Source organism: Microbacterium sp. Leaf179 (genome assembly GCF_001423785.1).
Taxonomy (GTDB): Bacteria; Actinomycetota; Actinomycetes; order Actinomycetales; family Microbacteriaceae; genus Microbacterium.
Map to the genome: position 1 here is coordinate 739549 of NZ_LMPH01000002.1, position 25549 is coordinate 765097.

The 25549-nt window shown below is 71.8% G+C and carries 26 protein-coding genes; 13 read left to right on the plus strand and 13 right to left on the minus strand.

All coding sequences use genetic code 11. The features are described 5' to 3' along the window. Positions 1-42: 42 nt before the first annotated feature. The 4 genes from ASF96_RS11045 to ASF96_RS11060 form a co-directional block, all read right to left on the minus strand. Entirely contained in the window at positions 43-2322 is a 2280-nt protein-coding gene (locus tag ASF96_RS11045; protein WP_055939093.1) for a hypothetical protein, read from the minus strand. A gap of 51 nt (positions 2323-2373) precedes the next feature. Then, positions 2374-2610: a hypothetical protein gene (locus ASF96_RS17420; RefSeq protein ID WP_235560585.1), complete on the minus strand. Its 237-nt coding sequence runs from the start codon at positions 2608-2610 to the stop codon at positions 2374-2376. 61 nt (positions 2611-2671) lie between these two features. Then, positions 2672-3307 carry a hypothetical protein gene (locus ASF96_RS11055; protein ID WP_055939098.1) on the minus strand — a complete coding sequence of 212 codons (636 nt, stop codon included), beginning with the start codon at positions 3305-3307 and terminating at the stop codon, positions 2672-2674. Between the two features lie 54 nt (positions 3308-3361). Continuing rightward, positions 3362-3790: a DUF1905 domain-containing protein gene (locus ASF96_RS11060; protein ID WP_055939100.1), complete on the minus strand. Its 429-nt coding sequence runs from the start codon at positions 3788-3790 to the stop codon at positions 3362-3364. Between the two features lie 272 nt (positions 3791-4062). On the opposite strand from ASF96_RS11060, the gene ASF96_RS11065 reads away from it, so the two are divergent. Genes ASF96_RS11065 through ASF96_RS11080 form a run of 4 tightly spaced genes read left to right on the plus strand, consistent with a single transcriptional unit; the run spans position 4063 to position 6538 of the window. Then, positions 4063-4473 (plus strand): DUF4383 domain-containing protein, encoded by a 411-nt coding sequence (locus tag ASF96_RS11065; RefSeq protein ID WP_055839241.1) that lies wholly within the window; start codon positions 4063-4065, stop codon positions 4471-4473. 38 nt (positions 4474-4511) lie between these two features. Next, a complete protein-coding gene (locus ASF96_RS11070) occupies positions 4512-5006 on the plus strand; it encodes a hypothetical protein (RefSeq protein WP_156458837.1) in 495 nt (164 codons plus the stop codon). A gap of 48 nt (positions 5007-5054) precedes the next feature. Continuing rightward, positions 5055-5987, plus strand: a complete 933-nt coding sequence (locus ASF96_RS11075) for an oxygenase MpaB family protein (RefSeq protein WP_055939106.1) — start codon at positions 5055-5057, stop codon at positions 5985-5987. Further along, positions 5984-6538, plus strand: a complete 555-nt coding sequence (locus ASF96_RS11080) for a J-domain-containing protein (protein ID WP_055839248.1) — start codon at positions 5984-5986, stop codon at positions 6536-6538. The genes ASF96_RS11075 and ASF96_RS11080 overlap by 4 nt, the downstream gene beginning before the upstream one ends. A gap of 123 nt (positions 6539-6661) precedes the next feature. Here ASF96_RS11080 and ASF96_RS11085 read toward each other — a convergent pair whose 3' ends face one another. Beyond that, on the minus strand, positions 6662-7495 hold the full coding sequence (locus ASF96_RS11085; protein ID WP_055939108.1) for an aldolase/citrate lyase family protein: 834 nt from the start codon (positions 7493-7495) through the stop codon (positions 6662-6664). After that, positions 7492-8943 (minus strand): cation:dicarboxylate symporter family transporter, encoded by a 1452-nt coding sequence (locus tag ASF96_RS11090; protein WP_055939111.1) that lies wholly within the window; start codon positions 8941-8943, stop codon positions 7492-7494. Before ASF96_RS11090 ends, ASF96_RS11085 begins: the two co-directional genes overlap by 4 nt. Positions 8944-9080: 137 nt before the next feature. Here ASF96_RS11090 and ASF96_RS11095 point away from each other — a divergent pair, with 137 nt between their 5' ends. Further along, positions 9081-10673, plus strand: a complete 1593-nt coding sequence (locus ASF96_RS11095) for a sensor histidine kinase (RefSeq protein ID WP_055939115.1) — start codon at positions 9081-9083, stop codon at positions 10671-10673. Beyond that, positions 10670-11353: a response regulator gene (locus ASF96_RS11100; protein ID WP_055939118.1), complete on the plus strand. Its 684-nt coding sequence runs from the start codon at positions 10670-10672 to the stop codon at positions 11351-11353. Before ASF96_RS11095 ends, ASF96_RS11100 begins: the two co-directional genes overlap by 4 nt. Positions 11354-11454: 101 nt before the next feature. Here ASF96_RS11100 and ald read toward each other — a convergent pair whose 3' ends face one another. Then, on the minus strand, positions 11455-12540 hold the full coding sequence (ald, locus tag ASF96_RS11105) for an alanine dehydrogenase (protein ID WP_055939121.1): 1086 nt from the start codon (positions 12538-12540) through the stop codon (positions 11455-11457). A gap of 154 nt (positions 12541-12694) precedes the next feature. Between ald and ASF96_RS11110 the strand changes: the two genes are divergently transcribed. Together ASF96_RS11110 and ASF96_RS11115 are read left to right on the plus strand one after the other, a co-directional pair. Beyond that, entirely contained in the window at positions 12695-13168 is a 474-nt protein-coding gene (locus ASF96_RS11110; RefSeq protein WP_055939124.1) for an Lrp/AsnC family transcriptional regulator, read from the plus strand. Between the two features lie 110 nt (positions 13169-13278). Continuing rightward, entirely contained in the window at positions 13279-14283 is a 1005-nt protein-coding gene (locus tag ASF96_RS11115) for a hypothetical protein (protein WP_055939128.1), read from the plus strand. Positions 14284-14293: 10 nt separating this feature from the next. Here the strand turns inward: ASF96_RS11115 and mmuM are convergent, their stop codons facing one another. The 5 genes from mmuM to ASF96_RS11140 form a co-directional block, all read right to left on the minus strand. Continuing rightward, positions 14294-15148 (minus strand): homocysteine S-methyltransferase, encoded by an 855-nt coding sequence (mmuM, locus tag ASF96_RS11120; protein ID WP_055939131.1) that lies wholly within the window; start codon positions 15146-15148, stop codon positions 14294-14296. Continuing rightward, on the minus strand, positions 15145-15651 hold the full coding sequence (locus tag ASF96_RS11125) for a MarR family winged helix-turn-helix transcriptional regulator (protein ID WP_055839275.1): 507 nt from the start codon (positions 15649-15651) through the stop codon (positions 15145-15147). Before ASF96_RS11125 ends, mmuM begins: the two co-directional genes overlap by 4 nt. Positions 15652-15853: 202 nt before the next feature. Next, positions 15854-17410 carry a tripartite tricarboxylate transporter permease gene (locus ASF96_RS11130; protein ID WP_055939134.1) on the minus strand — a complete coding sequence of 519 codons (1557 nt, stop codon included), beginning with the start codon at positions 17408-17410 and terminating at the stop codon, positions 15854-15856. Next, complete coding sequence (locus tag ASF96_RS11135; RefSeq protein ID WP_055939137.1) at positions 17398-18039, minus strand: tripartite tricarboxylate transporter TctB family protein; 642 nt, start codon at positions 18037-18039, stop codon at positions 17398-17400. Before ASF96_RS11135 ends, ASF96_RS11130 begins: the two co-directional genes overlap by 13 nt. Next, complete coding sequence (locus ASF96_RS11140; protein WP_055939140.1) at positions 18036-19028, minus strand: Bug family tripartite tricarboxylate transporter substrate binding protein; 993 nt, start codon at positions 19026-19028, stop codon at positions 18036-18038. The genes ASF96_RS11135 and ASF96_RS11140 overlap by 4 nt, the downstream gene beginning before the upstream one ends. A 140-nt stretch (positions 19029-19168) precedes the next feature. On the opposite strand from ASF96_RS11140, the gene ASF96_RS11145 reads away from it, so the two are divergent. Together ASF96_RS11145 and ASF96_RS11150 are read left to right on the plus strand one after the other, a co-directional pair. Next, on the plus strand, positions 19169-20422 hold the full coding sequence (locus tag ASF96_RS11145; RefSeq protein ID WP_055939142.1) for an ATP-binding protein: 1254 nt from the start codon (positions 19169-19171) through the stop codon (positions 20420-20422). Next, on the plus strand, positions 20419-21132 hold the full coding sequence (locus ASF96_RS11150; RefSeq protein ID WP_055839290.1) for a response regulator: 714 nt from the start codon (positions 20419-20421) through the stop codon (positions 21130-21132). Before ASF96_RS11145 ends, ASF96_RS11150 begins: the two co-directional genes overlap by 4 nt. Positions 21133-21183: 51 nt before the next feature. Here ASF96_RS11150 and ASF96_RS11155 read toward each other — a convergent pair whose 3' ends face one another. Further along, a complete protein-coding gene (locus ASF96_RS11155) occupies positions 21184-22185 on the minus strand; it encodes a LacI family DNA-binding transcriptional regulator (RefSeq protein WP_055839293.1) in 1002 nt (333 codons plus the stop codon). 171 nt (positions 22186-22356) lie between these two features. Between ASF96_RS11155 and ASF96_RS11160 the strand changes: the two genes are divergently transcribed. Genes ASF96_RS11160 through ASF96_RS11170 form a run of 3 tightly spaced genes read left to right on the plus strand, consistent with a single transcriptional unit; the run spans position 22357 to position 25546 of the window. Next, positions 22357-23640, plus strand: a complete 1284-nt coding sequence (locus ASF96_RS11160) for an extracellular solute-binding protein (RefSeq protein WP_055839296.1) — start codon at positions 22357-22359, stop codon at positions 23638-23640. Positions 23641-23651: 11 nt separating this feature from the next. After that, positions 23652-24665: a carbohydrate ABC transporter permease gene (locus ASF96_RS11165; RefSeq protein ID WP_055939145.1), complete on the plus strand. Its 1014-nt coding sequence runs from the start codon at positions 23652-23654 to the stop codon at positions 24663-24665. Continuing rightward, positions 24662-25546 (plus strand): carbohydrate ABC transporter permease, encoded by an 885-nt coding sequence (locus tag ASF96_RS11170; RefSeq protein ID WP_055839302.1) that lies wholly within the window; start codon positions 24662-24664, stop codon positions 25544-25546. The genes ASF96_RS11165 and ASF96_RS11170 overlap by 4 nt, the downstream gene beginning before the upstream one ends. The last annotated feature ends 3 nt before the right edge of the window (positions 25547-25549 follow it).

A 25549-nucleotide genomic window follows, 5' to 3' on the forward strand; every position in this document is an offset into this window, starting at 1 on the left:
GGTGCTGCTCTCCCTGCCTCGCGGAGAGAGCAGCACCGGATCTCAGCTCGTCGTCCGACGCCTCCGCGCGGCCAACAGAACGCCGGCGGCGATGATCGCTCCCGCGACGGGAAGAAGCCCGAGCCACACCACGGTGCCACTCTGGGCGAGCGCGCTCGGACGGCCGGGGGCGGCCGACGCGGTCGGGCCCGCGGAGGCCGTCGGCTCCGGCGAGACGCTCGGCTCAGGCGACGCTGTCGGATCCGGCGACGCCGTCGGCTGCGGAGACACCGTCGGCTGCGGCGCGGGGTCGTTCATCGCGGCGGTCATCGTCGCGAACCACTGCCACGGTGCTGACGCACCGCCCGGAAGGGCCCCCGCGTATTCGTCCCCCCGGACTCCGCCGAACCGCGGCTCGGCAGCGACGATGTCCTGGAGCGATCGAGCGAACTCGTCGGACGAGGTGAATGCGCTTCCCGCCGGGCAGAGAGCGGGCGAGGTGCTGGCCGACAGGACGACCTTCTCGGGTGGCATCCCCAGTTGGGCGACCAGTCGGCGGTAGTCATCGCCGGTCACCACGGCGTCGCAGGCGAGGCGAAGGGCGAACCACGCCACGTCGTCGCCGCGCGCCGCCGCGACGGCGGGATAGTCGGGAGCCGAGTCGCTTGCTCCCGCGAACGCCGCCTCGTCACCGACGAGCGACACTGTGGACAGCGGGCCGAGGTCACGGCGCAGAGCGTCGACCAGTCGCACGATCATGCCCGTGTCGAGGTCCGTGCGGATGTCGAGCTCGACGGCGTCGAACGAGTTCATCTGCAGATACCCGCGGAGGTTCCCGTAGTAGCGGTCGAAGTCCTGGCTCAGCACCGACCAGATCGACGCGGACTCGCCGCCGAGGGTCACGACGACGGGGATCCCGGCAGCACGGACCTCGGCGAGCTCGGCCCGTGCGTCCGGGTCGGTGTCGGCGAAGAAGGGCTCTCCATTCCTGAGGAACGCGCCGTCGTCTCTCAGATCGAACGTGCCGAAGGCGACGGCATCCACTCCCGTGTCGCGGGTGACGAGGTCATCGAGCGGGATGATCTTCGCGCCGTCGTTCGTGGTCCGGTACGTGGCGATCGTCTTCGTGGCGGTCACGGGCCGCGGGGTGATCGACGACGCGTCCACCCGCACGACATCGACGTCTGCGCCCGTGCTGTCCAGGTGGATCGAGACGCCCGTCGCGGCATCCGTGTACGTCTCGCCGACGCGCAGCGGGGCGTCCAGCAGCGTCGCCTCATTCCGGACGTCGGGATGCCGGCCATCGGCGAACTCGACCTGGATCGGGCCGTCGCCCGTCGTGCGAGACACGTCGACGGTGGACACGAGGACGCCCTCGTGGGGAATGCCGACGTCCCAATTCTCGGCGCGCCGGGACTCGACGGTCAGCACGCGCGAGGCGTCGAGACGCACCGCGGCGAGCAGGGTCGGGCCGTCGGACTGCACCGGCGAGAGAGACACGGTGCGCGTCTCACCGGGCAGCACGCAGGCAACCTGTGCGTCGTTCGCCCAGCCGAGCATCCATCGGTGCCAGGCGAAGTACGCATGCCCCGGACCGATCGTCGAGCCCATCAGGTCCCACGGTCCGGTCCATCGCGTCGACGGCGCCCCGTCATTCGACGTGTCGTACAGGTCGGGCAGACCGAGGACGTGACCCATCTCGTGCGTGGGCACCCAATGGCCGCCCCCGTTGAGATCGACCTGCCGCAGCAGCGCCCCGTGCGTCAGAGTGCGTCCGTCGGCCACGACCTGGTAGTCGTTGCCCGCGTGAGAGCGGAAGGCGTCACGCGGGGTCTTCGTCGTCCAGACCACCCAGACCACGTCGACGGTCGAGAAGTCCACGGCGTCGTCGGTGGCGGCGACGGCACTCGCGAGATCCTGCTGACCCTCCTCCCACTCGGCAGAGGATCCGGCCAGGCGCGTCCACACGGGATGCGACCGTCGCTGAAGGGTCAACGCGCCGCGCGAAGCATCGTCGAGCGCCTTCACCGAGACGTCGAGGGTCTCCTCGATCCCGGGGATCTCCCGAGGGTCTCCGGGCGCATCGTCGAAGTCGACGTACAGCGTCGCGACCACCGGGGAACCCGAGGGGGGAAGCGCGTTCGCCGGCAGGGGGAATCCCTCCCGAAGCGGGCTGTCCCCCGCCGGCGCACGGCACGCGGCGGCCCCGGGTGCCGGCGGCGCATCGACCGTCGACGCGGCCGTGGCCACGCCGCTGGGCACGAGGGCGCTCGCCGTGAACGCGAGCGTCGCGAGGATGGTCAGGAATCGAGAGGGGCGACGCGGATGTCCCAGCGGTTTCACGGGCGAAGCTTATCGACTCGAGAAAGCGCGTTCTCCGAGCGAGATCGCGTCTCAGGAGAGCGGGCCGGACTCATCGCCGGGCGCGGCATCGTCCCGCGCTGATGTGCGCTGCAGGATCGCGATGGCCTCGCGCAGGGAATCGAGCGATGCCTCGATGTCGTCGTAGTGGTGCACGAAGCCGTTCGCGTCGCGCGCGCTCACCGACACCATCGCGTACCCCGGCCGGGCGACCCGTGCCGCGCGTCCGGACCGTCGCTTCGCCATGGCATCCGCCTTCCGTGTGGCCATCGACCGCGGCTGCGCACGGCGTCGGCATCTGACGCCACCCTCGCGACGCCACGAGATCGCGTCAGAGAGCGGCCGACTTCTTCTTCTTGCCGCTCTTGCCGCCGCCGGTCGTCGGCGCGGCCTCGGAGGCCGCCTCGGCCGCCTCGGCCTTGTCTTTCGCCCGGCGCTTCGCCTGCGACGCGAGGCGGGCGAGGTCGACCATGCGCAGGGCATCCATACGGGCACGCCGCATCGTCGCGTACTCGGGATCGGCGTCGGCCGTCATCCCCTCGACGTCGAGACGCTGACTGAGGTTGGCCTCGACGTCACCCCAGGCCGCGATGCGCGCTGCGGCGACGAGCTGGCGCACGCGCTCGGGATCGGCGGCGAGGGCACGCAGCTCTTTGGCGACGCCGTGCGACTGCTTGGCGCGACGCCGCAGGTTTCGGGTGTCACGGTCGCGGTAGTCGTGGGTTCCCGAGGAGTCGGAGAATCGGCCCCACGCACGCTTTCGCTGATGCGTCACGCGCTCGGCGGCCTGGTCCTGCTCGTCGGCGAGAGAGCTCAGCGTCTTCCGGGCGAACTCCGCGAAGACGTCACCGTCGAAGTGACCGCCTCGGGCGATCGTCTCGACCAGGATGCGATTGCGCAGCGAAAGCCGGGCCGCGGCCGTCGCGATCGACAACCCCTCGGCAATGGCTTCCTTCGTGCGCCCCACGTGACCTCCCGCTCCAGGCTATCGGTCGCGCGTCCCCCACGCGGTCCGTCGAGCTCAACCGAGCTTCGTCGCGAGGGAGGTGATGCGCCGCGCGCGGGTGTCGGCCGTTTTGGCCCCCTCGACGTTCGCGACGTAGGCCTTTCGGGCGCTGGGAGCGAGAGCGTCGAACGCGGCGCGCGCGCCCGCCGCGTCGAGAGCCGCGGCGAGATCGTCGGGGACCTCGACGGTGCGCGGAGCGGTGTCGAGTCGCAGCTCGACGACGATCGGATCGCCGCCCGACAACCCCGTCGCTGCGCGTTTGTCGGCCGAGAACGGGATGAGCTGCCGCCCGCCCATGACGGCGAGCGTACTGGGATAGACGTACCCGTTCACATCGACCACGACGGCGGCGCGTCTGCCGCCGCCGAGGGCCTCGACCACCTCGGCCGGCACCTCGATCCCGGTGTTGTTGCCGATCTGCGACAGGGTCGTCTCGAAACGCATGACCGCAGTGTGGCAGAAACGCGGGCTACGTGAACAGCGAGGGAAACGCAAGACCCCGAATCCGCATCCGGGGCCCACCTATAGTCGGTGACGTAGCGGAGGGCCTCGGAGAGTACTCGGGGGCCTTCTGTCGTTTATCGGAGCGGATCGACGCGCCCGGGTTCTACCGGATCGCCTGCCACTGACGCAAAGGCCAATCCAATCCATGCATTGCCTTCGAAGATGAGGTGACGCGGCCGGACGGTCGCTGCCAACTCTCTGGGAGGTTCATCATGAGCTCATCACCCAACCGTCTCGTGGCCACCGTCTTCGGCGCTGTCTACCTGCTCGTGGGTCTGCTCGGCTTCGCCGTCACCGGCGGTGTCGGATTCATCGCCACGCAGGGTGGCCTGCTGCTGGGCATCTTCGAGGTCAACCCGCTGCACAACATCGCCCACCTTCTGATCGGTGGCGCCCTGCTCGTCGCGGGTCTGGCCAACGCACGTGCCGCCAAGGGCGTCAACACGACCGTCGGCGCCGTCTACCTGCTGCTCGGTATCGTCGGCTTCTTCCTGGTCGGCACCTCGGCGAACATCCTCGCCCTGAACGTGCCCGACCACTTCCTGCACCTCGGCAGCGCCGTCGTGCTGCTGGGTGTCGGCCTGGGCACCGAGCGCAACGTCCCCCGCACCGCAGCGGTCTGACGATGACCGCCGCGACGTTCGTACGGTCGTGGCCCTCCGTGTCCGCATGGGGGGCCGGGCTCATCACCGCCGCCCTCGGTGCGGGCGCCATCATCACCACCGGCTCCGGGGTCGCCGCGCGCGGCCTCGGAGTCGGGGCGGTGGTCCTCGGACTCGCCGCCCTCGTGTGGGGCGCCGCGGTTCTCTCCGCCGGGCGCCTCGTCACCCCCCGGGCCGCTCTCGCGGGCAGCCTGGTCTCTCTGTTCACCGTCTTCGCCCTGATGTTCGCCGCTCCCGCGCGCACCAGCATCGTGGCCGTCGCCGCGGCATCCTTTCTGCTGGTGGTCGTCGGCGCGACCACGGCCGTGCACCTGCGCCGGCAACGCCGGGCCGCCGCACCCGAGCGCACCGCCAAACCCATGAGCGTGATCGGCCTGCTGGTCGCCGCCGCCGTCATCGCCGTCGTCGTCACCCCCGCCCTCGGCGCCACGCAGAACGCCGTGCTGCTGCGCGACGACGGCACCGTGCCCGTCATCACCCACGAAGGTCACTGACCCTCTCTCCACGGAGCCCACCCGCTCAGACGGTGGCACGCTGGAAGGGTGACCGACGCTCCCCACTCCCCCGCTCCCGACTGGATCCAGTCGCTGCGCGGGAAGATCCTCGTCGCCCTCGCGGGCGACCCGACCGGCATGGCCCCCTACGTGCGCGCGATCGCCGAGGGCGACGACGCCGGCTACTTCGTCGAGAACGGTCCCGCGTGGACCGTGCACGCCGGAATGGGCACGCTGGTCGCCGGCATCCGTGCCCTGCTGCTGCAGGCGCTGCACCCGGGGGCGCTGGCGGGCGTGCACGACTGGTCGCGCTACCGCGAGGATCCGATCGGACGCCTCACCGGTACGGTGCGCTGGGTCATCACGTTGACCTACGGCTCGCGCACGCAGGCGGATGCCGAGACCGCCCGCGTCGGACGCTTCCACCAACGGGTGAAGGGCGAGTACCAGGCGGGCGACGGGGAGGAACGCCGGTACACGGCCGAGGCGCAGGACCTCGTGCGGTGGGTGCACCTGGCCTTCACCGATGCGTTCCTCGCCGGGCACGAGGCCTCGAAGAAACCCATCCCCGGCGGACCCGATGCCTACGTCGCCGACTGGGCGACCGCGGGGCGGCTCATGCGGGTCGTCGACCCGCCCCTCACGCGCGCGGCCCTGCGCGCCGAGATCGACGGGTTCTGGGAGCGTGGCGAGCTGCGCGGAGACGAACGGGTCGCGGACGTGGTCTCGTTCCTGCGCCTACCGCCGTTCCCCGGCGTCATGGGGTTGTCGTACCGCGTGCTGTTCGCGGCGGCGGTGGCGACGATCCCCCGCCGCTACCGGAAGATGCTCGGCGTGCGGCGCTGGCCTCTTCCCGTCCTGACGCTCACGCGCGTGATCCTGCGCGTCACCGAGCGGGCCCTGGGCTCCGGCCCGCGGGCCCAGGACATGGCGCGCGAGCGGCTGCGGCGCCTGGAGCGTGAGGGGCGGGCGGCCGCGTGAGCGACGACCCCCGCCAGGCAGCCGAACGGTATCGCCTCGATCGCGCGCTCCGCGACGACGGCCTGCTCGAACCCGCGTCGGACGAGCGTCCGGCGCGGGGGTCGACGGCCGCCGAACGCGCCGCCTTCGTCGAGACGGCGATCCAGCAGGCGATCCGTCGCGGCGAGTTCGACGACCTCCCCGGCGCGGGCAAGCCCCTGCCCGACCTCGGCGGCGCTCACGACCCCGACTGGTGGATCCGCCGCAAGATCGAGACCGAGCAGCTCACCGGCCTCGGACCGCCCGCGCTGACCCTGCGCGTCGAGCACGCCGAGATGGCGCAGAGGCTGGACGCGCTCACGCGCGAGCCCGAGGTGCGGGAGGCCGTGGAGGACTTCAACCGCCGGGTCATCGAAGCCCGCCGTCAGCTGCAGGGCGGGCCGCCGGTGGTGACGCCGACCGTCGACGTCGAGGCCGAGGTGCGGGCATGGGGCGAGCGGCGGCGTGCACGCGAGGCGGCGGTCGCTGTGGCACCGGCTCGGCGTCGGCGTTGGTTCGGGCGGGGCCGCTGAGGCGCCGACCGGCTGGGGGCCCGGGGCGCTGAGACGGAGACCCGGCGACAGACGGATCCCGACCTCGTCGACACCACCGGGGCCTGAATGCGGGCCGGCCCCGCGACAGGCTCAGGGCTGCGGTCAGAGCGAGGCCAGCGCTTCGGCGCGCTCCACCAGGGCGCGGGCACGCGCGAGGGTCGAGGCGTAGGATCCGTCGACCGGACCGTCGGGCGTCACCGACAGCAGCGCGAGAGCGGCGTCGACCTCGGCCGGCGACGGCGTGAACGCGGCATGTGCGCCGGCGACGGCGGCATCGTGGAGCGCGAGAGTGCCGGTGAATCCCATCGCGACGGCGTGCGCGGCGGCATCCTGAGCCTGATCCACCGGACCGCACGGGCCGTCGATCGGTCCGGCGATACCGGCCGCGGCGGAGGCGACGACCAGCTGCGCCCGCGGCCACGACAGGGCGATGCGGTCGACCCCCATGCCGGTGTCGCGGCGGAAGTCCCCGGTGCCGAACGCGAGACGGCGCGTGGCCGGGTGCGCGGCGATCGCGGGGGCGGCCAACAGGGCCGCAGCCGATTCAACCATAGCGACGATGGGGACACCGGCGGGGAGGGATGCCGCCACATGGGCGACGTCGGCGGGCCCGGCGCACATCGCCAGCACGACGCCGGCGAGGCGGTCATCGAGCTCGCGACCGAGAGCGAGGTCGGCCTGGCCGTCGCGGGTTCCGGCGGCGCTGATGCGCAACCACACCGGGGCGTCGGAGGCCGCGGCGCGGGCGCGGTCCCGGCCCTCGGCCTTGCGCCCGGCCGGGAGGCCGTCTTCGAGGTCGAGCACCAGCACATCGGCCGACGTCTCGAGGCCGCCGACGAGCGGCGAGCGCAGCATCCACGTGCGCGCGAGGTCGACACGCGCCGGGGCGGGGGCGACCGAAGCCGCCCCCGCCGAGGTGTCGTGCGTCAGACTCACGAACGACCCCGCGCCGCTGCCTCCGCCGCCGCCTGGGCGCGGAACGCGTCGAGCGACTGCGTGTCGACCTTGACGGCGGGGCCGGCGCCGACCTCTACCGAAGCGAGCTCCTTGGCATCCGCCGCTGGGGTGGCCGAGTGGTCGTGTCCGGTGAGCAGGGTCTCGTCGAACGGGATGTTGCCGGAGAGGACCTCGCGCACACGGTGACCGTCGTACTGCTTGGTCCAGACGCCGATCAGCATCGTGGCCACGGCGTTGCCGGTGAAGTTGGTGACCGCACGGGCCTCCGACATGAACCGGTCGATGCCGACGATCACGCCGACGCCGTCGACCAGGTCGGGGCGGTAGGCCGAGAGGCCGCCGGCGAGGGTGGCGAGGCCCGCACCGGTGACACCGGCCGCCCCCTTCGAGGCGATGATCATGAAGATCATGAGGCCGATCTGCTCGCCGATCGACATGGGCGAGCCCATGGCCGAGGCGATGAACAGCGACGCCATCGTGAGGTAGATCGCGGTGCCGTCGAGGTTGAACGAGTAGCCGGTCGGGACGGTGATGCCGACGACGGGCTTCGAGACACCGAGGTGCTCCATCTTGGCGATGAGGCGGGGAAGAGCCGCCTCGGACGAGGAGGTGCCGACGATGAGCAGGTACTCGCGACCGAGGTACTTCATCAGCGTGAAGATGTTGGTGCGGGTCACGACGTAGAGCAGCGTTCCGAGCACGAGGGTGATGAAGAGGAAGCACGTGAGGTAGAACGCGCCCATCAGGACACCGAGGCTGATCACAGCCTGGAAGCCGGTCTTGCCGACGACCGCGGCGATCGCGCCGAAGGCACCGATCGGGGCGAGCCAGAGGATCATGCCGAGGATGCGGAAGACGAGCACCTGGAAGTTGCGGATGCCCTCGACCATGCGAGCACCGCGCTCGCCCATGCCCTGCAGGGCGAAGCCGACGAGGAGGGCGATGAACAGCACCTGCAGGATGCTGCCGCCGGTGAACGCCGAGAAGAACGTGGTCGGAATGATCCCGAGGATGAAGTCCTGGGTCGTGGTCGCTTCCGCGGCCGCCTCGTACGTCGAGCCCGAGATGTTGAGGCCCTCGCCGGGGTGGATGATGTTGCCGACGACGAGGCCGATGATGAGCGCGAACGACGACATCACGAGGAAGTAGACCATCGCCAGGCCGCCGATCTTGCCGACCGTGGAGGCCTTGGCGATCGAGCCGATGCCCACGACGATCGTGCAGAAGATGACCGGGGCGATCATCATCTTGATGAGGCTGACGAAGCCCTTGCCGACCGGCTCGAGCGTGGTGGCGAACGCCGGAGCGACGAGACCGACGACGACACCGGCGACGACGGCGATGATGACCGAGATGTAGAGCCAGTGGTTGCGGTCGATCTTCTTCCGAGGCCGACCGTCTCGGGTGGTGCGGAGTGAGAGTGCCATGGGCGACTTCCCCTTTTCTGAACGCCTTCGTTGAGTCCGGCGGGGGTGCCGGTCGATGTCATGACTTTGATCGACGCGGGACGCGGGAGCGATTTGTGGTCGTATTGTTCACGGCAAGCGCGACGAAAGGTGCGGTGATGCGACTGAGCGTGGGTGGACGCCTGGCGCTCGTGGCGCTCGGCGTCGTCGTGCTCGTCGCGGGAGTCCTCGCCGCCCTGCTCTCGATGCAGCTGAGCGACTCCGGCCAGCGCGAGGCCGAGCAGGTCACGCGCTCGGTCGCCGAGACCCTGGCGCACGAGCCCGACGTCGCCGCCCTCGTCGGGCGCGGCGACTCCGACGCGCTGCAGCCCATGGTCGAGTACATCCTCGACGACGCCTCACTGTCGTTCGTGACGATCATGACCCCCGACGGCATCCGGCTCACCCACCGCAACCGCTCCGAGATCGGGCAGCAGTACCAGGGCTCGCGGGCCGAGGCACTCGCGGGCGAGTCGTTCACCGAGGTGTACGAGGGGACGCTCGGCCCCTCGGTGCGCACGATCGTCCCGATCCGCGACGGCGGCGACGAGAACGGCACCATCGTCGGACTCGTGGCCGTGGGCGTGACGCTCGGCGCCGTGCAGCAGGACCTCGCCGCCCGCGTGCCGGTGATCGTCGCCGCCGCCGCCGCCATCGTCGGCTTCGGCGTGCTGGGCGCCCTCTACATCCGCCGCAGTGCGCGCCGCGTGACGGGGTCGTACACCCCGGGCGAGCTGTCGCGCCTCGTCGAGAGCTACGAGACCGTGCTGCACTCGCTGCGCGAGGGGCTCGTGGTCACCGATCGCGACGGACGCATCGTGCTGTACAACGACGAAGCCGCCGACCTGCTCGCCCTGCCACCGGCGACGAGCGGGCAGGTCTCACTCGACCCCCGCGACGTCGACATGGACGCCGCCCTGGCCGACGCCATCGTCACCGGGCGGCGCATGGTCGAGGAGACCATCGTCAACGGGGACCGCGTGCTCCTGGTCAACCAGGAGGAGGCCCGCGACCTCGCCGGCCGCCGCGCCCCCGAACGCGGACACGTCATGACCCTGCGCGATCGCTCGGAGCTGCAGGCGCTGCTCGGCGAACTCGAGGGCGTGCGCACCCTCAGCGACACCCTGCGCTCGCAGACGCACGAGCACGGCAACCGGCTGCACGCGCTGCTGGCGCTTCTCGAACTCGGGCGGATCGACGACGCGCGGCGGTTGATCGTGGCATCCACGGGGGAACGACAAGAACTCGCCGACCGCCTGGTGTCCGACGACGAGGGCGCCGTGGTCGTCGCGTTGCTGCTCGGCAAGCTCGACGAGGCCGCCGAGCGGGACGTGCGCCTCGACCTCGACGTCGCCGAACCGACGCCCGCACTGCCCCTGGCCCCGGCCGAGGCGGTCACGATCGTGGGGAACCTCGTCGACAACGCCCTGGATGCCGCGGGCTCGGGCACCGAGCCGCGGTGGGTGCGCGTGGGGGTGCGCGAGGGCGGCGGCGACGTCGTGCTCGAGGTGAGCGACAGCGGGGCCGGGTTCGACCCCGCACTGGAGGACCCCTTCGCCTTCGGGGCGTCGACCAAACCCGCCCACGCGGTCGGCGGGCGCGGCGTGGGCCTGGCCCTCGTGCGCGACATCGTCGCGGCGCACGGAGGCACCCTGCAACTGGGCACCGACCCCACGACCGTGCGCGTGTTCCTGGCGAGGGCGCCGTCGTGATCCGGGTGCTGGTCGTCGACGACGACGCGCTCGCCCTCGAACTGCACACCGCCTACGTCGCGCGGGTGCCGGGCTTCGAGGTGGTCGGGCAGGCCGCCGGCGCCCGGGCCGCGCTCACCGCCCTGTCGGACGCGCAGCGCCGCATCGACCTCGTGCTGCTCGACATGACCATGCCCGACGGCTCGGGTCTCGACGTCGCCCGGCGCGTGCGCGCCGCGGGCTCGCGCGTCGACATCATCGCCGTCACGGCGGTCCGCGACGCCGCGACCGTGCGCGCCGCGGTCTCGATCGGCGTCGTGCAGTACCTGATCAAGCCGTTCGCGTTCGCCGCGTTCCGCGAGCGCCTCGAGGCGTACCGCGCGTACGTCGAGGGCCTCGACCGCGCAGCCGGAGAGGCCACGCAGTCCGAGGTCGACGCGCTGCTCGGGTCACTGCGCACCGTGGCGCCGCCCCTCATGCCGAAAGGCCTGAGCGACGAGACGCTGCAGGCCGTGGCGGAACGGGTGCGCACGGCATCCGGAGCCGTGTCGTCGACCGAGGTCGGCGAGAGCGAGGGCATGTCGCGCGTCACCGCCCGGCGCTACCTCGAGCACCTCGCCGACGTCGGCCGCGTGCGCCGCGAGCCCCGCTACGGCGGGCAGGGGCGGCCCGAGATCACGTACGCGTGGGTGCGGAACTGAGTCGCTCGAGCCCCCGTCGAGTGTCCGAGACACGCCGCTCGGGCGCGCAGGCGCGCGGCGTGTCTCGGACACTCAACAGGGGGTGAGCCCCGGCGAGAGAATCAGAGCGAGAAGGCGGCGCGGACGCCCTCGTTCACCACGACGCCGGCGCGCACGTTCAGCCCCCTCGCGAGGGCGGGATCGGCGGATGCCGCGGACTCCCAGCCCGCGTCGGCGATCCGCGTGATGTAGGGGAGCGTGGCGTTCGACAGCGCCCGCGTCGAGGTGTGCGGAACGGCGCCGGGCATGTTGGCGACGCAGTAGTACAGCGCCTCGTGCACGCGGAACGTGGGGGCGTCGTGCGTGGTCGCGCGGGAGCCCTCGAAGCAGCCGCCCTGGTCGATCGCGATGTCGACGAGCACCGAGCCGGGCTTCATCGACGCGACCATCTCGTCGGTGACCAGCTTCGGGGCGGCGGCGCCCGGGATGAGCACCGAACCGATCACGAGGTCGGCGTCGGCGAGCTGCTCCGCGATCTCGAGGCGCGTCGAGACGCGGGTCTCGATGGCGCCGCCGAAACGCTCCTCGAGCTGGCGCAGCTTGGGCAGCGAGATGTCGACGACCGTCACCCGAGCGCCGAGGCCCAGCGCGTTGGCCGCGGCGTGCTCGCCCGCGACGCCGCCGCCGATCACGACGACCTTGGCCCGCGGGGTGCCGGGAACGCCACCCGGAAGCAGGCCGCGCCCGCCCGACGCGCGCAGCAGGTGATGCGCGCCCTCGATGATCGACAGGCGTCCCGCGACCTCGCTCATGGGCGCCAACAGCGGGAGCGCGCGGTCGGCGGTCTGCACGGTCTCGTAGGCCACGGCCGTGGTGCCCGCGGCCATGAGCGCGTCGGTGAGAGGGCGGTCGGCGGCGAGGTGCAGGTAGGTGAAGAGGGTGAGGTCGCGGCGGAGGAAGCCGTACTCGGGCGCGATGGGCTCCTTCACCTTGACCAGCAGCTCGGCCCGCGCCCACGTCTCGTCGGCGGTCGGGACGATCTCGGCCCCCGCTGCGCGGTACTGCTCGTCGGCGAAGCCGCTCCCGACCCCGGCACCGGCCTGCACGAGGACCTCGTGGCCGCGGTACACGAGCGCGTCGACCCCGGCGGGGGTCATGGCGACGCGGTTCTCGTTGTTCTTGATCTCGGTCGGCACAGAGACGCGCATGGGTTCCTCCTCGAGCGGATGGGCGTGCCGGAAGAATCGCAGAACAGGGTGTTTCGGTGGTGTAAATCCGTAGATTCTTCGCGCAGTGGTCGAGGAGCACGCGTATCGTCGGATCCCGACGCTCCGAGCGCGACCGACGGCCGAAGGATCTGCGATGCCCGACGACGAACTGCACCCGCACGACGCCCGCATCATCGAGCTGCTCTCGGTCGACGCGCGCATGACCAACGCGGCACTGGCCGAGGCGCTGGGGGTCGCCCCCTCGACCGCGCACTCGCGCCTGCGCTCGCTCGTCGACCGCGGCCTCGTCACCGGGTTCCACGCCGCCGTCGATCAGCGTCGCCTCGGCCGCGGGCTGCAGGCGATCGTCGGTGTGACGTTGCGGCCCGGGCAGCGGCAGGAGAGCATCCACGCCTTCGCGCAGGAAGTGCGCCGGCATCCCGACGTCATCCAGCTGTTCTTCCTGGGCGGCGCCGACGACTTCCTCGTGCACATCGCCGTCGACGACTCCTCGGCCGTGCGACGCTTCGTCGTCGATCACCTCTCGGCGCGGCACAGCGTGGCATCCACGCGCACGAGCATCATCTTCGAGTACCACCGCAACGCCGTGGCGGCCGATTTCGACTGATCCCGCGTACGGCGACGTCGACTCCCTGTCACGTTCCACGCCCGGCGTCAACACCCGCCCCCACTCCACGGCGCGTGCGGCGCGGCGGCATGATGGGGCGCGGGGGTGCCATGCTGCTGTCGATCGGGGTGCTCGTGATGTGCGCCGGCCTGGCCGCCGGCATCATCGTCATCGTGCTGCCGCGCGTGGGAAGCCCCACCCCTCTCGGCGTCTTCCTGCGACTGTCGTCGGTGGCGGGCGCCATCTCGGTGGGGGCGGGAACCCTGTACGTGGTGCGCTTCAACGGCGGCGGAGCAGTGTCGCAGGTGATGGCCGACACCGCCATGGTGCTCGGCCCGGCGACGATGTGCCTCGCGGTGTCGGCGCCCCGCGGGCGGCGCCTGCGCGCGGCCGTGGCTTTCGTGCTGGTCGTCGGGGCGGGGGTCGCGGCGAGCTCCGCGCTGCTTCCGCACGGCGGCGCGCTCGTGGTCAAGGCGGCCGCTCTCGCCCTCAGCTGCACGGTCTGCGCGCTGCTCACCGTGCGCAACCGCGCGCTCCCCCGAAGCTCTCGACGAGTGCTGCTCGTGACGACGGCCGCTTACGCCCTCTACTCGGCGGGTCGGGCGGTGACGGCGCTGCCCGGTCTGGGATCCCCCGCCGCCGACCTCGTCTTCTCGCCCGCGGGGATCGTCGTCGCAGCCATCACGGCGATGATGCTGACGGGACTCTCGGTCGCCCTCGTGGGGCGCCCGGCGACCGTCGGAACCTACGCCGATCGCCGGCCCCGCACCGCCGTGGTGATCGGCGACTGGAAGCTCGCGACCGCGGCGTACGGAAGAGACCGCGTGCTCGCCCTGCTGCTGGACCTGCGCTTGGCCGCCCGCGAGGTCGACCCCTCGGCCGTCGACGCGATGCACGGCGTCGAAGTCGCGCACCCCTCGGCCGTCTCGACGCTCAGCGCGCGCATGCGCGACTCCCACGGCTGGAAACCCGAAGAGGTCGCGCTGCTCACCACCGCCGCTCCGCGTTCGCTCCGCCGCAGCGATCGGGAGCTGCCGCCGTCGGTGACTCCGCTCGACGGCGGGGAGGTCGTCGACGGGGACGGCGCCGCGCTCCCCGGGGTCGACGCGCGGTGACCGTGCGGGGTCAGCGCACCGCCGCCGCGATCGCGGCGATGTCGACCGGCATCGAGCGGCAGCAGCCTCCCACGATGCGCGCTCCCGCGGCGACCCACGCGGGTACGCCTTCGGCCAGCGGGGCGGTGCCGCCGTGCCAGGTGCGGGTCTCGGCATCCCACCGCTCCCCCGTGTTCGGGTAGGCGACGAGCGCCATGCCGGGCGCCTCGGCCAGCGCGGGCAGCACCGTGTCGGGCGCGCAGCAATTCACGCCGACGGCGAGGACACCGGGAACGGATGCCGCGAGGCGCAGCGCCGCGGCCCGAGAGCCGGGAACGGAGAAACCGGTGCTGTCGGCCGAGAGGCTCACCACCGCGGGGACTCCGAGGTCGGCGAGCTCGAGCGCCACCGCCTCGAGCTCGAGGGGAGAGGGGATCGTCTCGACCGCGAGCACGTCGGCCCCGGCGTCGGCCAGCACGTGCAGGCGCCGTCGATGCGCGCGACGCAGCTCGTCGAGCGACAGGCCGTACTCTCCCGTGTACTCACTGCCGTCGGCGCGCAGCGCTCCGACCGGACCCACGGATGCCGCGACCACGACGTCGGCGGACTCTCGCGCGAGCGACACCGAACGCCGCAGGAGCGTCTCGACCTCGTCATCGGGGATCTCTCCGCCGAACCCCACCTGATACGACGCCGTGATCACGATCTCGGCGCCCGCGGTCGCGAACTGCGCGTGCGCCGCGCGGATCTCGTCGGGGGCGTCGCGCAACACCTGCGCCGACCAGAGGGCCGACGATACGTCGTTGCCACGGGCCTCGAGCAGGGTGCCGAGGCCACCGTCGAGCACGACGGGACGCTGCCGCAGGGTCGCGGCGAGGTCGATCACGCCTCGTGCGTCTCGCCCGCAGCGAGCACGCGCAGGGCGCTGGCGAGCAGGGCCTGGTCACCGCGGCTGACATCGCGCAGGGCCTCGCCCTCGAGGCGGACGAGCTCGGTCATCGCGGCGTCGACGCGCTCGATGCCCTCGGGAGTGATCGCGACGAGGATCGCGCGGCCGTCGGAGGGATTGGGGCGTCGGTGGACGAGAGCGCGCTCGGCGAGCTTGTCGAGACGGTTGGTCATGGCCGCGCTGCCGATCATCGTGGCGGTGATCAGGCGCGTCGCGCTCAGCTCGGTGCCCGCGCGGCGGAGCACGGCCAGCACGTCGAACTCCCATACGGCGATGCCGGCGCTGGCGAACGCCTTCGCGCGCAGCTTCGACAGGTGGAACGCCGCACGGCGCAGGCGCGACATGACGTCGAGCGGGGTGAGGTCGACCTCGGGCAGCAGCTGCGACCAGGCGTCGATGAGGAGGTCGACCTCGTCGTCTTTGCTGCTGGCGGTAGTCACACCTCGACGGTACCGGAGCCGCGAGGGGATGCGGCGCGCGGCGGGGGCGTGTGCGGGGCTTTGGGAGGTGCGCCGGCCCGAGGGGCGCGGCGCCCTACGTCGGCCGGAGGGCGTCGAGTGTCCGAGACGCGCCGCGCGACGAGGGGCACGACCGGCGTGTCTCGGACACTCGACCTGGGGGAACGCCGAGGAGGCGCAGCGGTCAGCGACGCCCGGCGGGCACCGGCGCGTCGCGGCGGGCGGCGGCCTCGAGGCGCTCGCGGCGAGCATGACGGGCGTGCTGCAGCACGCTCACCGTCACGATGATCGCGAGCAGCGCGTACAGCACGATGGTCAGCGGCGAGGCGACGAGGATCGTGGGGTCGCCCTCCGACACGGCGAGCGCCCGGCGCAGCTGCGTCTCGGCCATGGGTCCGAGGATCGCGGCGATGAGCACCGGAGCGAGCGGGATCGAGAAGCGCCGCATGACGAACCCGACGACGCCGATCGCCAGCGCGAGCCACAGTTCGACCACGCGCGAGGCGATCGCGTAGACACCGAGCATCGCGACGACGGTGATGCCCGCGTACAGGTAGTGGCGCGGGATGAGCAGGAGCTTGGCCCAGACCGCCGCGAACGGCAGGTTGATGATCAGCAGGATGATCAGGCCCAGGAACAGGCTCGCCAGCAGCGGCCAGACGAGATCGCCGGAGCGTTCGAACAGCAGCGGGCCCGGCTGCATCCCGTACTGCTGGAACGCGGCGATCATCATCGCCGCCGTGGCCGAGGTGGGGAGGCCGAGTCCGAGCAGCGCGCCCATGGCGGAGCCGGCGGTGGCGTTGCCGGCAGCCTCGGGGGCGGCGACGCCCTGAATCGCTCCGCGCGAGCCGAAATCGGTGTCACCGCGGCGGCGGGCGAGGCGCTTCTCGGTGCCGTAGGCCAGGAACGTCGGTACCTCCGACCCGCCGACCGGGATCGCCCCGAACGGAACGCCGAACGCCGTGCCCCGCAGGAACGCGGGCAGGGCCTGACGCCATTCGCTCCGTGACAGCAGCGGCGAGCCGCTGGGTGTGACGAGCTTGCCCGGTCCGCCCGCGCGGCGGATGTGCGACGACACGTGCAGCACCTCGCCGATGGCGAGCAGACCGACCGTGATCACGATGATCGAGATCCCGTCGAAGAACACGGGGCTGCCGCCGGTGAAGCGTTCGGCTCCCGTCATCCCGTCGATACCGACCAGCGCCAGGGCGAAGCCGAGCCCCAGGGCGACGAGACCGCGCACGATCGAGTCGGCCACGACGGCCGAGATCGCCACGAACGCGAAGACGGCGAGCGCGAAGTACTCCGCGGGGCCGAAGACCTTGGCGAGTTCGACGATGTACGGGGCGAAGAACACCACCAGCACGCACGCGATCGTGCCGCCGATGAAGGCGCCGATGGCCGAGGTGCCGAGCGCCTTCGCCGCCCTGCCGCTCTTGGCCATCCGATGACCCTCGAACGTCGTCGCGATCGCCGAGGAGTTGCCGGGGGTGTTGAGCAGGATGCCGGCGGTCGAGTCTCCGAAGAGCCCCCCGAAGTAGATGCTCGCGAACATGATGAACGCGCCGGTGGGGTCGAGGCTGAAGGTGACCGGCAGCAGCAGCGCGACCGCCATGGCCGAGCCGAGGCCCGGGAGCACGCCCACGGCGGTGCCGAGCACGGCGCCGATGACGAGGAAGAGCAGGTTCTGCGGTGTGAAGGCGACCGCGAATCCATCGGCGAGGTTGATCAGCTGATCCACGGCGAGAGTCCTTCCAGGATGCCGGCGGGAAGCGACAGGCCGAGGCCGGCGCCGAAGGCGAGCTGCACCAGCGACGACACGATGATGCTCACGCCGATGTCGAGAAGGGGCCGGCGACTGCCGAACGCCCACGAGAGCACCCAGAACAGGGCCGCGGCCGAGAGGAGCCAGCCGAGCACCGGCAGCACCACGATGAACGCGGCCAGGCTGACGACGGTGATCCCGAGGGTCCGCCAGTCGACGCGTGCCGGCGCCGACGACGAGGCGACGTCTTCGGGTGAGACGACACGGATCTCGCCGGTCTCGTCGATCGCGCCGAGGTCCTCGAGCATCTCGTTCGAGATCTCGACGGGGTCGTCGGCGACGTGGGAGCGGCTGGTCGTGCGGAGCACCTCGACGAGCAGGCCGACACCGGCGAGCCAGAGGAAACCGCTGACGAGCATCGGGAAGAACTGGGGACCGGGGACGGCGACGTCGGCGGGCACCTGCATGGTGACCGTGCCGTGGGTCATGAACCCGGCGAGGACGAAGACTCCCGCGACGACCACCAGCTCGCTGCGGCCGGTGTACCAGCGGGGCGTGCGCTGTACGCGCAGCGATCCCGTGGTGAGGGTGGACGGTTCGGTCACAGACCCAGCTCCTTCATGATCGCGGTCGTGCGTTCGGTCTCGTCCGCCAGGTATGCGGCGAACTCGTCGCCGGCGAGGAAGCTGTCGACCCAGCTGTTGCGGGCGAGCACCTCTTGCCAGGCGTCGGTCTCGCGCATCTCGGATGCCATGGCCACCAGTTCCGCGTGTACCTCGTCGTCGATGCCGGGAGGCGCCACGAGCCCGCGCCAGTTCGACATGGCGACATCGACCCCCTGCTCGCGGAAGGTGGGCACGTCGACGTCGTCGAGCGGCTCCTCGGCCGACAGCGCGAGGGCGCGGAGATTGCCCGACTCGATCTGGTCGCGGAACTCGTTGTACCCCGAGAGCCCCGCCTGCGTGGTGTGGGACAGCAGCGAGGTGACGACCTCGCCACCGCCGGGGTACGCGAGGTAGTTCACGCGCTGCGGATCGATGCCGCCCTGCTGGGCCAGCATGCCGGCGAGCAGGTGGTCGATGCCGCCGAGCGACCCGCCCGCGATGGCGGTGCCCTCGGGGTCGGCGAGGAACGCGGCCATGAAGTCGTCGAGCGTCTGGAAGGGCGAGTCGCCGGGCACGACGAGCACGTTGAAGTCGTCGGCGAGGCGCGCGATGGGCCGCACGTCCTCGAGGCTCACGGGCGAGCGGTTGACGATCACGCCGCCCACCATGACGCCGCCGGTGACGAGCATGATGTCGTGCCGATCGCCCATCTCGGCGACCGCGCCGAGGCCGATGGTGCCGGCGGCTCCCGGGATGTTCATCACCTGCACGGCGCCGGCGATGCCCTCTTCGCGCATGACCTGCTGGGCCTCGCGGCCGAAGGTGTCCCACCCGCCGCCGGGGGCGGCCGGGGCCACGATGGTGAGCTTCGTGCGGGGGTTCGCCACCCCGCCGCTCGCGGCCGCGCTCAGACCCGCCGTCACGAACAGGGCGGCGGCGGCGACGCCCACGATCGCTCCGGTGATCCGCTTTCGCGCTGATGACTGCATCGTCGCCCTCCCGGGACATCGTCGTTGCCGGATGAGAAGCTAGGTTGACAGCGCCGTCCCCCTGCGGCGCCGTGCGAAGGCATTGCGCTCTTAGATGCTCACGATTCGCACTCACCCGCGATGCGCACGAGGAGGTGCCCATGTCGACCGCCCCCGTCGACCGCGCGGCCGACCGTGCGCCGGTGCGCGTGCGCCTCGCCGTGCTGCTCGCCCTGCAGTGCACCGTCGTGCTTGTGTGCGTGCTCGCCACGACCCTCGTCGCCATGTCGGCCCAGGAGCGCAGCATCCGCACCGCGACCGAGGAGCGCGTGCTCGACGTCGCTCGGAGCCTCGCCGAGCTCGATCAGGTGCGGCGTGCCGTGCTGCTCGACGCCGACGCCGCCACCGCGGAGCTCCAGCCCCTCGCCGACGTCGTCGCCGCGGCATCCGGGGTGGATTACGTCGTGGTGACCGATGCCCGCGGCATCCGTCTCACCCACCCCAACCCGGCGGAGCGCGGGCGCAGCGTGTCGACGGATGCGACGGCGGTGCTGGCCGGCGAGACGTTCCTCGGCACCGAGACCGGCACGATCGGCCCGAGCCTGCGCGCCAAGGTGCCCGTGCGGGCCGGTGATGCGGAGACGGGGGCGGTCATCGGCACGGCCTCGGTCGGCGTGCTGGAGTCCGAGATCGCGGGCAGCTACGAGGAAGCCGTCGGCGGGTTGCTGCCCTGGGTCGCCGGGTCGATCGTGCTCGGCGTCGTACTGAGCGGGCTGCTGACGGCGGCACTGCGTCGACGCGTGCGACGACTCGAAGCCGACGCGCGCGAACTCGAGACCCAGCGCCGCATCTCGGGCGCCCTGCGCGACCAGACGCACGAGTTCCACACGCGGCTGCACGTCATCCGCGGGCTCGTCGCCGAGGGCGAGACCGTCGACGCGCTGACCTACATCGGAGGGCTGGCGCCCGTGGCGTCCGGTCTCTCGATCGACGACCCGGCGCTGCGCGCCCTGCTCGACGGGCTGGCGGCCGAGCACCGGGGCCTGCGGGTCGATCCGGCGAGCCTCGTGCCGCGCGGAGTCGTCGACGACGACGCGCTGAGCGTCATCGGCAACCTCGTGCGAAACGCCGCCGAAGCGGCCGGTCCCGGCGGACGCGTCGACCTGCTCGTGCTCGCCGGCGACGAACGGCTCACGATCGACGTCGCCGACGACGGCCCCGGCGTGCCGCCCGCCGACGTCGCCCGCATCTTCGACCGCGGCGTCAGTTCGAAGGCTCCCTCGGGCCGCGGCGTCGGCCTCGACCTCGTGCGCCGCATCGCGGGAGCGCGCGGCGGTTCGATCACCGTCGGCGCGGCGACCGCGGGCGGGGCGCGCTTCACGGTGGAGCTGCCGCGCGCGGGGGTGCGGGCATGACCCCGGATGCCGCGATCCGCACCGTGATCGTCGATGACGACCCCGCGGTGGTGCGGCTGCACACCGCCTATCTCGAGTCGCTGCCCGGGTTCCGGCTCGTCGGGACGGCGCGGACGGGGGCCGCGGGGGCGGCGCTGGCGACGGGCACCGACGTCGAGCTCGTGCTGCTCGACATGAACCTGCCCGACTTCAGCGGCGTCGAGGTGCTGCACCGCCTGCGGCTCGTGCGGGAGTGGAACGTCGACGTGCTCGTCATCAGTTCAGCCCGTGACACCCTGACGATCCGGCAGGCCGCGGCCGCCCACGTCGTGGGGTATCTCGCGAAGCCCTTCACGCGCGAGGCGTTCGTGCGCCGGCTCGAGGAATACCGCCGCGGTCGCGCCGCCCGCCCCGCCGAGGTGCCGGTGAGCATGGGGCAGGGCGACATCGACCGACTGGTGGGTCCGGCGACCGCTCCGGTGCGTGCGCTGTCGGCATCCGAGCCCCTCCTCCCCAAGGGCCTCGCGGAATCGACCCTGCACACCATCCGCGCGGCGCTGCACCCGGTGACCCCGGCGAGCGCCCGCGACGTCGCCGCCGCGTCGGGCGCCTCGCGTGCGACCGTGCGCCGGTACCTCGACGCCCTCGTGGCTCGCGGCGAGGTCGATGTCTCGCACCGCTTCGGCGCTCGCGGACGACCCGAGGTGCTGTACCGGCTGGCGGCGCGCTGACGCGGGGGTTCGAGTGCGCGGCGCCACCGGAGCTCGGCGCCGCGCGCGGTGTCAGCCCGCCCGCGGCGGCGCGGTCGTGCCACGCGCGACCAGGCGCGTCGGCAGCTGGATGTGCGTCTCGGGCAGTTCCTCGCCGGCGAGCAGGGCCAGCACCATCCGCACCGCCTCGGCGCCGAGGCGCTTCATCGGCTGGCGCACGGTCGTGAGCGCCGGTTGGGCGCGGGCGGCCTCGGGCACGTCGTCGAACCCGACGACCGAGAGGTCTTCGGGCACCCGCAGCCCGCGGTCGGCGGCGACGTCGATGATCGACAGGGCCGACAGGTCGTTCGCGGCGAACACCGCGGTGGGCGGGTCGTCGAGCGACAGCATGGCCTCGGCCGCTTCGCGCGCGACGTCTTGGGCGTAGCGCCCCACCCCGACGAGGGCGGGATCGAAGGGGATGCCGGCCGCCGACAGCCCCGCGCGGTACCCCGACGCGCGGGCGACCGCCGAACGCAGATCCGGGCGCCCCGCGATGAAGCCGATGCGGCGGTGGCCGAGCTGCACGAGGTAGTGCACCGCCTGCTGCGCACCGGTGAAGCTGTCGGATTCGACGGTCGGTACGACCCCGCGACCGGTGTGCGGGTCGATCGCGACGATCGGCACCTCGCTCGCGACGGTGACGATGGTCGGCGTGACGATGATCGCGGCGTCGATGAGCGTGCCGCTCAGACGGCTGAGCGAGCGGCGCTCCCACCCCTCGCCGTCGCGGCGCGCGCCGGTGTAGGCGAGCAGGTCGTATCCGGTGTCGGACAGGGCCCCGCCGACGCCCTTGAGGATCTCGGCCGAGAAGGGCTCGATGTCGGCCACGAGCACGCCGATGACCCCCGTGCGGCGCGAGCGCATGCTGCTCGCGACGAGGCTCGATTCGTAGCCCAGGGTCTTCACGGCGTCCAATACCCGGCTCACCGTCGTGGGCGAAACCCCGTAGCGGCCGTTCACGGCTTTCGACACCGTGGCGACCGAGACGCCGGCCGCCGCGGCGACGTCGTGGATGGTCGGGCGCCTCGTCATGGCATCCGACCCTAGCGTGGAAATCATTTTCGAAAACGTTTGACGACCCTTCCGCACGGGGCGACACTGCTCAGACCCGGGGCGCAGCAACACCCCGGGAAACGGCAACGCTGCCCATGACAACCGACGCCTCCTCACGGACGCACCTCGACGAAGAGAAACGGGAATCACATGAACACGCGCAAGATCCTCGCCGGAGCGGCCCTCGCCGTCGCCGGCACCCTGGCCCTCGGCGGCTGCGCCGGCGGCGGCGGCGCAGAGAACGCCGACGGCTCGGTCACCCTGACCCTGTGGCACAACTCCACCACAGGCGACGGGAAGCAGTACTGGGAAGACACCGCCAGCGCCTTCGAGGCAGCCAACCCCGGCGTCACGGTCGAGATCCAGGCCGTGCAGAACGAGGAGATGGACGGAAAGCTCCAGACCGCCCTCAACTCCGGCGACGCCCCCGACCTGTTCATGGCCCGCGGCGGCGGCAAGCTCGCCGACATCGTCACGGCGGGCCAGGCGATGGACCTCACCGACAAGATCTCGGCGGAGGCCAAGACCGCCCTCGGCACCTCGCTCGACGCCTTCGAGGTCGACGGCAAGAACTACGGCATGCCCGTCGCCGTGCTCCCCTCGGGAATCTTCACCGCGCAGGACCTGCTGAGCGCGGCCGGCGTCACCGAGGCCCCGGCCACGATCGAGGACCTCGAGGCCGCCGACGCGAAGATCCGCGCCACCGGCGTCGCCCCCATCGCGGTCGGCGCGAAGGACGCCTGGCCCGCCGCGCACTGGTACTACAACTTCGCCCTGCGCGCCTGCGCCAAGGACGTGCTCGACGAGGCCGCGCAGAGCCGGAGCTTCGACGACCCGTGCTGGCTCGAAGCCGGCGAGAACCTGCAGTCGTTCCTGCAGACGCAGCCGTTCAACGACGGCTTCCTCACCACCGCCGCCCAGCAGGGCGCGGGATCGTCGGCGGGCCTGCTCGCCAACCACCAGGCCGCCATGGAGCTCATGGGCGCGTGGAACCCCGGCGTGATCGCCTCGCTGACCCCCGACGAGAAGCCGCTCGCCGACCTCGGCTGGTTCCCGTTCCCCGAGGTCGCCGGTGGCGACGGTGAGCCCGGCGCGATCATGGGCGGCGTCGACGGATACTCGTGCTGGGTCAACGCTCCCGCGCAGTGCACCGACTTCCTGAACTTCCTCGTCAACAAGGAGAACCAGGAGAGCTACGCCGACGCCTTCCAGACCATCCCCGCCTCGAGCGAGGCCACGGAGGCCGTCACGACCCCCGCCCTGCAGTCGGCGCTCCAGGCCTACACCGACGCCCCGTACGTCTCGGTCTGGCTCGACACCCTGTACGGCCAGAACGTCGGCAACGCGCTGAACGTCGCGGTGGTCGACCTGTTCGCCGGCAAGGGCAGCCCGCAGGGCATCGTCGACGCCGTCAACGCCGCGGCCTCGCGCTGAGGACGACGGCCATGACCACCCAGCTCGCCACCTCGGCGACCGACGCCGGGTCTCGCCGCCCGGCCGGGGAGGGCGCTCACCGCGTCCCCTCGGCCGGGCGTCCGCCCGCGCGGCGCCGACTCGAGAATTGGCGCATCCGCGGCGAACTCGCGATCCTCCTGGGCCCCGCCCTCGTGGTCTTCGTGTCGTTCGTCATCCTGCCCGTGGCCCTGGCCGCCTATTACGGCTTCTACAAATGGTCGGGCTTCGGCACCCCCGTCGACTTCGTCGGCATCCGGAACTACGTCACGATCCTCACCGACCCCGCCTTCCACGAGGCGCTCGGTCACAACGCGTTCATCGTCGTCGGCTCGCTGGTGCTGCAGGGACCGCTCGCGCTCGGCCTGGCCCTGCTGCTGAACCGCAAGATGCGCGGCCAGTCGCTCATCCGCGTGCTGATCTTCGTCCCGTACGTCATCTCCGAGGTCGTCGTCGGCCTCGGGTGGGGCCTCATGCTGCAGTCGGGCGGCGCGCTCAACGGGGCGCTGGACAAGATCGGCCTCGGCGCCCTCCGCGCCGACTGGATCTCGGATCCGGCGCTCGCGATCTGGACGCTGCTCATCATCATCACGTGGAAGTACATCGGCTTCGCGGTGATCCTCTTCCTCGCCGGGCTCCAGGGCATTCCCGAGGAGCTCAGCGAGGCCGCCGCCATCGACGGCGCCTCGTACTGGCAGATCCAGCGCTACATCGTGCTGCCCCTCATGGGCCCGACCATCCGCATCTGGGCGTTCCTGTCGATCATCGGCTCGCTGCAGCTGTTCGACCTCGTCTGGATCATCTGGGGCCAGTACGTCGCCTCGACAGCGGGCACCTCGACCATGGCCACGTACATGGTCGCCAACGGCCGCAACGCCGGCAGCTTCGGGTACGGCAGCGCCGTGGCCGTGGTGATGTTCCTCATCTCGCTCGCGGTCGCCCTCATCTACCAGCGCTTCGTGCTCCGTCGTGACACGGCCGGCGCCCTCACCGGAGGCACCAAGTGACCGCCACCGCCACCCTCGTCACCCCGCGCGGAAGCAGGACCCCGCGTCGAGCCCCCGTCGGATCGAGCCGCGGCACCTCGGTGATCGTCGGGTTCGTCGCCCTGCTGCTGATCGGCATGATGCTCGCGCCCGTGGTGTTCATCATTCTGGGCGGGTTCCGCTCGAACGCCGAGATCACGGTCGACCCCTCGGGCTTTCCCACCCGATGGAACTGGGAGAACTACTCCGACGTCCTCACCAGCGGCATCTTCTGGGGGCAGGTCGGCAACTCCGCCATCGCCGCGATCGCGACGACGCTGTTCGTCGTGGCCCTCGGCCTGATGGCGGCCTACGCCCTCGCCCGTTACCGCTTCCGCGGGCGCGGGGCCGTCTACGCCCTGTTCACCGCCGGGCTCATGTTCCCGATGACCGTCGCCATCACGCCCCTGTACATCCTGGTGCGCAACCTCGGCCTGATGAACTCGCTCGCGGGCGTCATCGTGCCGCAGATCGCCTTCGCGCTGCCGCTGACGATCATCATCCTGTCGCCGTTCCTCGCCGCGATCCCCGCCGAACTGCAGGAGGCCTCCTCGATCGACGGCCTCGGCCGCCTGGGCTTCTTCTGGCGCATGGTGCTGCCGCTCGCGGTCCCCGCGGTGGTGACGGTCGGCATCCTGGCGTTCGTCAACAGCTGGAACTCGTACATGCTTCCGCTGTTCATCCTCAACAACGAGGCCGCGTACACGCTGCCCCTCGGCACGCAGGCCTTCGCCTCGCAGTACTCCGTCGACACCGCGCGCGTGCTCGCGTTCACCTCGCTGTCGATGATCCCCGCTCTGCTGTTCTTCAGCGTGTTCGAGCGACGGATCGTCGGCGGTCTCACCGGCGCCGTGAAGGGCTGACCC